Source organism: Pseudomonas frederiksbergensis (genome assembly GCF_017114915.1).
In the GTDB taxonomy this organism is placed as follows: Bacteria; Pseudomonadota; Gammaproteobacteria; order Pseudomonadales; family Pseudomonadaceae; genus Aquipseudomonas; species Aquipseudomonas frederiksbergensis_I.
Genome location: NZ_JAAUOE010000020.1, coordinates 91,914 through 100,980, shown reverse-complemented (window position 1 = coordinate 100,980; position 9,067 = coordinate 91,914). Strand labels below are relative to the sequence as shown.

Genomic DNA, 9,067 nt, shown 5'->3' with positions numbered 1-9,067 from the left:
TACCGACGTCTTCGCGGGCAAGCCCGCTCCTGCAAAGGTGTTAGGCGTAGGACAGGGATTTCTCTTCCAGCAGGTCCTGATACAACTGCGTCCACTTGCGACCCATTTCGTCAGCCGTGAATAACTGCCGATAACGGGCTTCAGCCTTAACCCCCATTTGCGCCGTCAGCGTCGGGTTTTCCCACAGGGTGCGCATGGCTTCACGAAATGCCTGTGGATGACTCGGCGGCACCACCAGCCCGGTTTCGTTGTGGATGTTGATGTAGCTGGTGCCGGTGCCGATTTCGCTGGAGATCATCGGTTTGCCGTACATCGCGCCTTCGAGCAGCGAGATGCCGAACGCTTCGGAGCGCAAATGCGACGGAAACACGATGGCGTAACTCAGGTGCAGCAGCGCGACTTTGTCTTCGTCCCCCAGACGCCCGAGAAAATGAATATTGCGCAAACCCAACGCCGCGGCCTGGGCGTGCAGTTCGGCTTCCAGCGGTCCGGCGCCGACGATGACCACCGGGTAATCCACGCCTTTCAAGGCATCGAGCAGGATGTGCAGGCCTTTGTAATAGCGCATCACGCCCACGAACAGGAAAAACTTATCCCCAAGGGTTTGCCGCCAATGGGCCATGCGTTCGCTGTCGGCCTGTGGATAACCGGCCTTGTTCAGGCCGTAGGGGATAACTCGGGTCTTGTCCTGAAACTGCTGCAACACATCACTGGTGTGCAGGTAGTTGGGGGAGGCGGCGACGATCCGGTCGGCGCTGGCGAGAAAGCGGTTCATCAGTGGCCGGTAAAGTTTGAGCAGGTGTTTCTGGCGAATGATGTCCGAGTGGTAGGTCACCACGCTCGGCTTGTTCATGCCATTGAGGAAATGCACCAGGTCCATGAATGGCCACGGGAAGTGGTAATTGACCACGTCTGCCTCGGCGGCCATTTCGCGAAACTGCTTGAAGACACTGTAGGAAAAACCCGTGGAAGCGAACTGAATGTCGAGTTTGGCCCGATGGACTTCGTGCTTGCCGAGTTGCACCACCGGCGGCGTTGGATCGGCACTGAGGGTCAGCACCTGGCCTTCAATGCCATGCTCGGCGCCGCTTTCGCATAACTGGAAGATCACTTGTTCGATCCCGCCGACCGAGTCAGGCAGGTACGTCTTGAAGAAATGAAGAACTCGCATTCAACCTCCCATGGCCTGACGGTAGGCGCGGGCCGTGACCTTCGCGCAACGCTTCCAGGAAAAAAGCTTCGCTTGTTGCAACCCGGCATCCGAGCATGCCTGCCAATGCGTTTGATCGTCGATCAGACGGCGCATCGCATCGCGCAAGCCGTCTGGATCGTCAGGTTCAATATAGTTGCCCGCGACGCCTGCGACCTCGGGCATGGCCGAGCGTTGGGTCAGGATCACCGGCGTGCCGCTGGCCATGGCTTCCAGCACGGGGAGGCCGAAGCCTTCATAGAGCGACGGAAAAATCAGCGCTCGAGCGCCGGCCAACATTTGTGCGACCTGCTCGTCAGGCAGATAACCGAGCAAACACACATGACCGCTGGCCAATGCCTGATGCAGCTCCTCGCTGAATTGCTCGCGCTGCCAGCCGGCCATGCCGACGATCAGCAGCGGGAAACGCTGACGTAGCGCTTGAGGTAGTTGGGCATGAGCGCGCAGGGCCAGGGTCAGGTTCTTGCGTGGCTCCAGAGTGCCAACGCAGAGAAAGTACTCCCGCATCTCGACCCCATGGGCCTTGAGTACCGCATCGATGGCCTCGGGTTCGCGCGGGTGGAAACGCGCGGCCACGCCCAGCGGAGCGACCACAAAGCGTTCGGCCGGCAGTGCGAAATAAGCCTGAGCTTCGTCGGCGATGTACTGCGAATCGGTGAGAATCAGCCGCGCCTGTTGCACGCCCTCGGCCAGTCGCCGTTCGATTTCTCGCAGGCGTGCCGGTGGTTGCGTGTCGGGGTAGTGCAGGTGCGTCAGGTCATGCAGGGTGATGACTGTCGGGCCGTCGAACGACAGCGGCCACAGACTGGGTTCGTGATACAGGTCGATCGCCCGGGAGCGGCCTTGATCGAAACGTTTCTGTGTCAGCCAGCGTCGCGCCTGATATGCCCCGGGAATCTGCCGCAGCAATGGCGTCAGTCGTGAGTACCCCGGCATCGCTGCTTCAGGCAGCGATGAACTCCAGCCCCAGCCATGGAACAGCGACAACTCGACGTCCGGCTCATCGACCAGGGCGCTCACCAGCTCGGCGACGTAATGGCCGATGCCGGTGCGCGGGGCCTGGAGGATTCGGGCGTTAAGGGCAATTCGCATGTTGCCTCTCTTGCGCCACGGGTGTTTGCCCAAGGTTGCGCAGGGTCCGTTCGGCCAGTTGCGCGCTGGCTTCACGCCAGCCGATCCAGCGCCAGTCCGCTACATTGCGGGTGGCCGGGAATTGCCCGCTGCTCTCGAATCGAGCAACAAGGTCGGCCAGGCTTTGTGGTTCGGCCAGATCGAAGTACGCCATGAATTCACCGCCTATTTCGCGGAAGACCGGAATATCGCTGCCCATGGCCGGCAAGCCGCGCTGCATGGCTTCCACCAGGGGCAGGCCGAAGCCTTCGACGTAGGACGCAAATACCAGCGCACTGGCGTGGGAGTAGGCATGTTCGAGGCTGGTGTCGCTCAGGTCGTTAAACATGAACAGCCGCCTGTTCAGCTCCGGGTGATTGCGCACCCGGGCGAGCAGGGCATCGCACTTCCAGCCAATGCGCCCGGCGATGCACAGACGGGCGGTGGAACCTGCGGCCCAGGCGAGTTCAAAGGCGTCCAGCAAGTAGTCATGGTTCTTGCGCGGCTCGATGGTGCTGACCATCAGGAACACCGGTTCCGGGGTATCGAACAGCCGTGCCAGGCGCGATTCGACGGCGGCGGTTTCTTCGTGCAGGTCCAGCTCTGAGCCCAGGTGGAAATAGTCGAACCACAAGGTGTCGGCCTTGGCAGGACCCATCCGATGGCACAACTCATCTCGTACCTGATCGCGCACCGTGGCGGAAATCGCTACGTAGCCGTCGGCGGTTTGGGTGATCCAGTCGAACCACTCGTTGAAAATCTGCACCAGTCGCGTGTCGTAGAACTGCGGATGGGTCAGGGGAATCAGGTCGTAGATCACCGAGACAATACCGACGCCTTCGCGTTTGAGTTGCTCCACCAATGGGAAGGTGTCGGCATGCCAGGACGAATCCAGCAGCACTAACTGATCGCCAGGTAGATGTTGCAACGGCGAGCAACGTTTGGGCAGCTGATATTGGTTGATCCGATCGATCAGGCGCAGCGGCACGCTCAAGCCCGCCAGCGTTGTGAGACGGTAGGCCGCATACAGCGCACGCCGGGTCCATTGCGATGTGCAGCGTCTATCGAGGCGCTGGTGCAGTTGCCAGAAACGATGGGCCAAACGCTCCAGCTGCCCACCGAAGGTCATCAATCCATCAAAAAACGGTATGTTCAAAGGGCCCAGCTGCAATACACGGTAGAGCTTGCCCTTGAGCATCACCACAGGAATACACGGTGTGCCGTCGACGTTTTCCGGCAATTCATTGACGACGTTACGCACCACTCGTTGGATGCCCGAATTGACCTTTGGGTGCTGGAACACATGGGTGCATTCCACCAGAAGACGCGTCATGGGGTGTCCTCCGAGACAGTCGATTCGGCCGAACGAGTAATGCTGGTTTTCGCCCCCAGCCATGAGCAGCCGACGAAGTCTTCGTGTCGGTTGTTGATCACATGGAACACCAGGCCGTAGTCGCGCCATTCGAAATTGCGGTCCAGATGCGAGTCCAGTCGCGACAGGCTCAGGGCCACGGAGTAGTTGCCCTTGCCCAGGCCCATGACAAAGGCAAAGCGGTAGGTCACCCGCTCGCCTGCTTGCAGGTCGGTGAGGGCGAGGTCCTGACGATGGGTGTTGATGCCGTACATGGCCTGGCCCAGGCGATCCTTGATCATGAAACCCAGCACCAGCCGTTCGATGTCCTGGCGCACTTGGACTTGCACCTCAAGTACCACCGGCTGGCCGACTTCGGCGGCGTCGATGGCGCGTTCGCGCTCATCCAGCAGACGCACGCTGAGGATCCCGGCTTCACCGGTGCCGGAAACGGTTTGCACCTGGCCGCCGGCGAGCATTTCCTGACGCACCGTCTGGCCCTCACGCTCGGCGAGCAGGGCATTGTAGTAATCCATCACGGCTTCGGGCTTGCCGTGCATGGCCATGCGGCCGTTTTCCAGGAGGATCGCCGAGTCGCAAATCGACTGGATCGCCGAGCGGTCGTGGGACACGATCAGCAAGGTGGTGCCGGCCTTGCGGAAGCAGCGGATGCGGTCGAAGCTCTTGTGCTGGAAGTAGGCGTCACCCACCGACAACGCTTCGTCGACGATCAGAATGTCCGGGCGCCGGGCGGTGGCCACGCTGAACGCCAGGCGCATCTGCATGCCGCTGGAGTAGGTGCGCACCGGGTGGTCGATGGCTTCGCCGATTTCCGCGAAGTGTTCGATTTCCGGCATCAGGTTTTCGATTTCTTCGACCTGCATGCCCAGCAATTGCCCGGCCATGACTGCGTTTTGCCGGCCGGTGAAATCCGGGTGAAAGCCCATGCCCAGTTCCAGCAGTGCGGCGACCCGGCCTTCGAGCTGGATCTGCCCACAGGTGGGTTGGGTGGTGCCGGTGATCATCTTCAGCAAGGTACTTTTGCCAGCGCCGTTGACCCCGACGATGCCCACCGCTTCACCGGGAGCGATCTCGAACGTCACGTCTTGCAGCACCCAGTGCTGGCGATGACGGATCGGCGAAAACGGAATCAGCCACTCGGCCAGTCGGCTCCAGCGCGTGGCGTATTGCTTGTAGGCCTTGCCCAGGCCGGTCACGCGTATATGCCCCATCAGAGTTCATCCACCATTTCGCCGACCCGCTGACGGAACAACCGCAGCCCGATCACGCAGAACAACAGACCGATCACGAAGATCGGCAGCAGGGAACTCCAGACCGGCCATTGGCCGTAGAGGAACAGGTTCTGGTAGCTGCCAATCAGATTGGTCAGCGGGTTGAGTTGCAATAACCGCTGTACCCACTCGGGCAGGATGCTCAGCGGGTACACGATCGGCGTCAGCCAGAACCAGAATTGCAGGCAGATGCCGAAGAGTTGCCCGACATCGCGAAAGAACACGTTCAGCACGCCGAGGATCATCCCCAGCCCGGCGCAGAACATCACCTGTAGCGCCAGCAGCGGCAGCAACGCCAGCAGGGCCATGCCCGGCAGGCGTCCGGTGATCAGCAGAAAGCCCAGGAACAGCCCGATGATGATCGCGAAGTTGATGCCGGCGTTGAACAGTACGATCACCGGCAGGCAGATTCTCGGGAAGCTGATTTTCTTCAGCAGGTTGGCGTTTTCCAGAAACATGTTCTGGCTGCGCAGGGTGATTTCCGAGAACAGGCCCCAGGTCAGCAGCCCGGCGCAGAGGTAGATGCTGTAGGCCATGCCATCGTCCACACCCGGCAAGCGGGCGCGCATGATGTGGGAAAAAATCACCGTGTAGACAACGATCATCGACAGCGGGTTGAGCACGGTCCATAGGGCACCGAACAGCGAATTGCGATAACGCGCTTGAAACTCTCGCTTGACGCTACCGAGGATGAAACCTCGATAGCTCCACAGCGAGCGATACAGGGAAAGCAGCATTCAAACCGTCCTGCCGTATTGGTCTTCGAAGCGGACGATATCGTCCTCCCCCAGGTATTCGCCGCTTTGCACTTCAATGATCACCAGGTCGATCACGCCGGGGTTTTCCAGGCGGTGCTTGTGCCCGGCGGCAATGAACGTCGATTCGTTCTTGGCCACCAGGTGCGAACCGGAGCCGTTGTTGGTGACCTTGGCCATGCCTTCGACCACCACCCAGTGTTCGTTGCGGTGATGGTGCATCTGCAGCGACAACTTGGCGCCGGGTTTGACCACGATGCGTTTGATCTTGAAGCGCGGGCCTTCCTCGAGCACGGTATAGGTGCCCCAGGGGCGGCTGACCGTGCGGTGCAGGCGATAGGCTTCGTGCTTTTCGTCCTTGAGCCGCCGGGCTACCCGGCGTACGTCCTGGGCGCGGTCGGCGTGGGCCACCAGCACCGCATCAGCGGTATCGATGATGATCAGGTTATCCACACCCACCGCCGCGACCAACCGGTCTTCGCTCTGGACGAAGTTGTTGTGGCTGTCGATGAAGACCGCGTCGCCGCTGGCGCGATTGTTCTGTGCATCGGCCGGCACCAGTGCCGCCACCGCGCCCCAGGAACCGATGTCGCTCCAGTCGAAACCGGCCGGCACCACGACCACCTTGTCCGAGCGTTCCATCAGGGCGTAGTCGATGGAGATGTCGGTGATGTCGGCGAAATGCGTGGGCGACAGTTCCTGCTGCAGGCAACCACCGGTTTCCACCGGCGCACTGGCCGCCATGCAGGCACGTGCCTGTTCAAGCAGCTCGGGCGCGTGAAGGTGCAACTCGGCCAACAGCGTGGCCACCGAGAAACAGAACATCCCCGAATTCCACAGGAAATTGCCACTCTCCAGATAATGCGTAGCGGTTTGCACGTCGGGCTTTTCGACGAAACGCTGCACCTTGGCCGCGCCTTTATCGTCCAGCGGGGCACCGGTTTCGATGTAGCCGAAGCCGGTTTCCGGGGCTGTCGGCACGACGCCGAACGTCACCAGATAGCCGGCCTTGGCCAGCGCCACGGCATGTTCGACCGCGCTCTTCAAGGCGTCTTCGTTGAGGATCAGGTGGTCGGCCGGCATCACCACCATGATCGCTTCGTCGCCGTGCAGAGCTTGTAGCGAAAGGGCCGCCGCGGCGATGGCCGGGGCGGTATTGCGGCCCGTCGGCTCGAGCAGGAAGTGCCCGCGATGGCGCTCCAGGCGTGCATCCTGATAGTGATCCTTGCTCTGGAAGTAGTAGTCGCGGTTGGTCACGGTGACGATGTCACCCCAACCATCGAGCAAACCGGCCGCACGCTGGTAGGTCTTGCCCAGCAGCGACTGGCCGTCGGGCAGCACCATGAATGGCTTGGGGTGGCCTTCACGAGACACCGGCCACAAACGGGTCCCGGCACCACCGGAGAGAATCACGGGAATCAGCATGGCCTACTCCTTGGCTACGCGTTTCATGTCCGCATCCATCATCATGCGGATCAAGGTATCCAGATCGGTTTTTGGTTTCCAGCCCAGTACACGCTGGGCCTTGGCCGGGTTGCCAAGCAGCACCTCTACCTCGGCCGGGCGGAAAAACGCCGGGTCGATCTTCACGTAATCGCGGTAGTTGAGGCCGATGTGATCGAAAGCGATCCGGCACATTTCGCGCACGGTGGTGGTCACGCCGGTGGCGACCACGAAATCGTCAGGCTTGTCCTGTTGCAGCATCAGCCACATGGCTTCGACGTAGTCGCCGGCGAAGCCCCAATCACGCTTCGCGTCGATGTTGCCCAGGCGCAGCTCCTGCTGTTTGCCCTGTTTGATGCGGGCGGCGGCGTCGGTGACCTTACGGGTCACGAACTCGATGCCGCGCAGCGGTGATTCGTGGTTGAACAGGATCCCGCTGCTGGCGTGCAGGTTGAAGCTTTCGCGGTAGTTCACGGTGATCCAGTGGCCGTAGAGCTTGGCCACGCCGTAAGGGCTGCGCGGATAAAATGGCGTGTTTTCATCCTGCTGCTCGGCCTGAATCAGGCCGAACATTTCGCTGGTGGACGCTTGATAGAAGCGGGTGTGCGGACTGAACTGGCGGATCGCTTCGAGCAGATGGGTCACGCCCAGGCCGTCGACGATGCCGGTGGTCACCGGTTGATCCCAGGAGGCGGCGACAAAGCTTTGCGCGGCCAGGTTATAGACCTCGTCCGGCGCCGACTTGATCACCGCGCGCTGCACCGAGCAGGCATCGGCCATGTCGCCGTCCAGGTAGACGATATCGCCCTCGATCCCCGTCTCGCGTAGCCGCCAACGCGAATCGCTGCTGCGCCGCGCCACCAGGCCGTGGACTTTGTAACCCTTGTCGAGCAGCAGTTTGGCCAGATACGCGCCGTCTTGACCGGTGATCCCTGTGATCAATGCACTTTTTGTCATTCTTGTCGTACTCGCTTCTCCCAGTCGGACAGGATCGCCCGCAAGGATTGTTGTGTGGTGATTTCAGGCGTCCATCCTGTGGTCTGGGCGAGCCTGGCGTGGCTGCCGCAAACGCGACGCTGATCGGCGCGGCGAAGACGCGCCGGATCCTGAATCAGTTGCAGATCGATCTGGGCGATGTCCCCCAACTGTTCGATCAAACTGCGGATGCTTTGCTCGCGCCCCGAGCAAATGTTGTAGACCTGCCCCGGCGTGCCTTTTTCCAGCAACGCCAGGTAGGCTGACACCACGTCGCCCACATCGAGGAAATCGCGGGTGACATCGATGTCGCCGACTTCCAGTTGTGGTGCTTGCAGGCCTTGCTTGATCCGGTTGATTTGCCGCGCGGCACTGGCGATGACAAAGCTGTCCTTCTGCCCGGTACCAATGTGGTTGAACGGGCGGGCCACCAGCACCGGCCAGTGCTCGCTCAGGCCCCATTGCAGGCTCAGGAATTCCGCCGACAGTTTGCTCACGGCATAAGGATTGCGCGGGCAGGGTGGCTGGAGCTCGGTGATAGGCAGATCGGTTTCATTGACCTGGCCATAGACATCACCGGAGCTGACGTACAGAAAGGTACCGTTGAAGCCGCGGGCCTTGAGCGCTTGAAGCAGGTTGAGGGTGCCGAGCAGGTTGATATTCAGCGTGCGCGCCGGATCACGGAAGGCTTCGGGAACGAAGGTCTGGCCGGCCAGATGAATGACTGCGTCAGGCATTTCTGGCCACAAGCCTTCAAGGCTTTCTGGCTGTCCGAGATCGTACCGGGAAGGGGCAGGCAGGAGTTTCCATTCCGAGGTGTCAGCCTTCAGTCGAGATTGGATATGTTGTCCTACGAATCCACTCAGACCCGTAACGAACAGACGCTTTTTCAAGCCGCGACCCCTTGATGATTAAACTTCGTCCATTCCCC

8 protein-coding genes are annotated in these 9,067 nt (G+C 60.9%); all 8 read right to left on the bottom strand.

What is annotated here, in order from left to right:
- Positions 1-40: 40 nt before the first annotated feature.
- From HCU66_RS15980 to HCU66_RS15945, 8 genes are read right to left on the bottom strand one after another with little or no spacing between them, the layout of a single operon-like run.
- Positions 41-1,171 carry a glycosyltransferase family 4 protein gene (locus HCU66_RS15980; RefSeq protein ID WP_205889390.1) on the bottom strand — a complete coding sequence of 377 codons (1,131 nt, stop codon included), beginning with the start codon at positions 1,169-1,171 and terminating at the stop codon, positions 41-43.
- Positions 1,172-2,302 carry a glycosyltransferase family 4 protein gene (locus HCU66_RS15975; RefSeq protein ID WP_205889389.1) on the bottom strand — a complete coding sequence of 377 codons (1,131 nt, stop codon included), beginning with the start codon at positions 2,300-2,302 and terminating at the stop codon, positions 1,172-1,174.
- On the bottom strand, positions 2,286-3,653 hold the full coding sequence (locus tag HCU66_RS15970) for a glycosyltransferase family 4 protein (protein ID WP_205889388.1): 1,368 nt from the start codon (positions 3,651-3,653) through the stop codon (positions 2,286-2,288). The genes HCU66_RS15975 and HCU66_RS15970 overlap by 17 nt, the downstream gene beginning before the upstream one ends.
- Entirely contained in the window at positions 3,650-4,903 is a 1,254-nt protein-coding gene (locus HCU66_RS15965) for an ABC transporter ATP-binding protein (RefSeq protein WP_205889387.1), read from the bottom strand. Before HCU66_RS15965 ends, HCU66_RS15970 begins: the two co-directional genes overlap by 4 nt.
- Positions 4,903-5,700, bottom strand: coding sequence for an ABC transporter permease (locus HCU66_RS15960; protein ID WP_205889386.1), 798 nt, complete (start codon positions 5,698-5,700; stop codon positions 4,903-4,905). Before HCU66_RS15960 ends, HCU66_RS15965 begins: the two co-directional genes overlap by 1 nt.
- Complete coding sequence (locus tag HCU66_RS15955; protein ID WP_205889385.1) at positions 5,701-7,143, bottom strand: mannose-1-phosphate guanylyltransferase/mannose-6-phosphate isomerase; 1,443 nt, start codon at positions 7,141-7,143, stop codon at positions 5,701-5,703. It abuts the gene before it with no gap.
- 3 nt (positions 7,144-7,146) lie between these two features.
- Positions 7,147-8,118 carry a GDP-mannose 4,6-dehydratase gene (gene gmd, locus HCU66_RS15950; protein WP_205889384.1) on the bottom strand — a complete coding sequence of 324 codons (972 nt, stop codon included), beginning with the start codon at positions 8,116-8,118 and terminating at the stop codon, positions 7,147-7,149.
- Positions 8,115-9,029, bottom strand: a complete 915-nt coding sequence (locus HCU66_RS15945) for a GDP-mannose 4,6-dehydratase (protein ID WP_205889383.1) — start codon at positions 9,027-9,029, stop codon at positions 8,115-8,117. The genes gmd and HCU66_RS15945 overlap by 4 nt, the downstream gene beginning before the upstream one ends.
- Positions 9,030-9,067 lie beyond the last annotated feature (38 nt).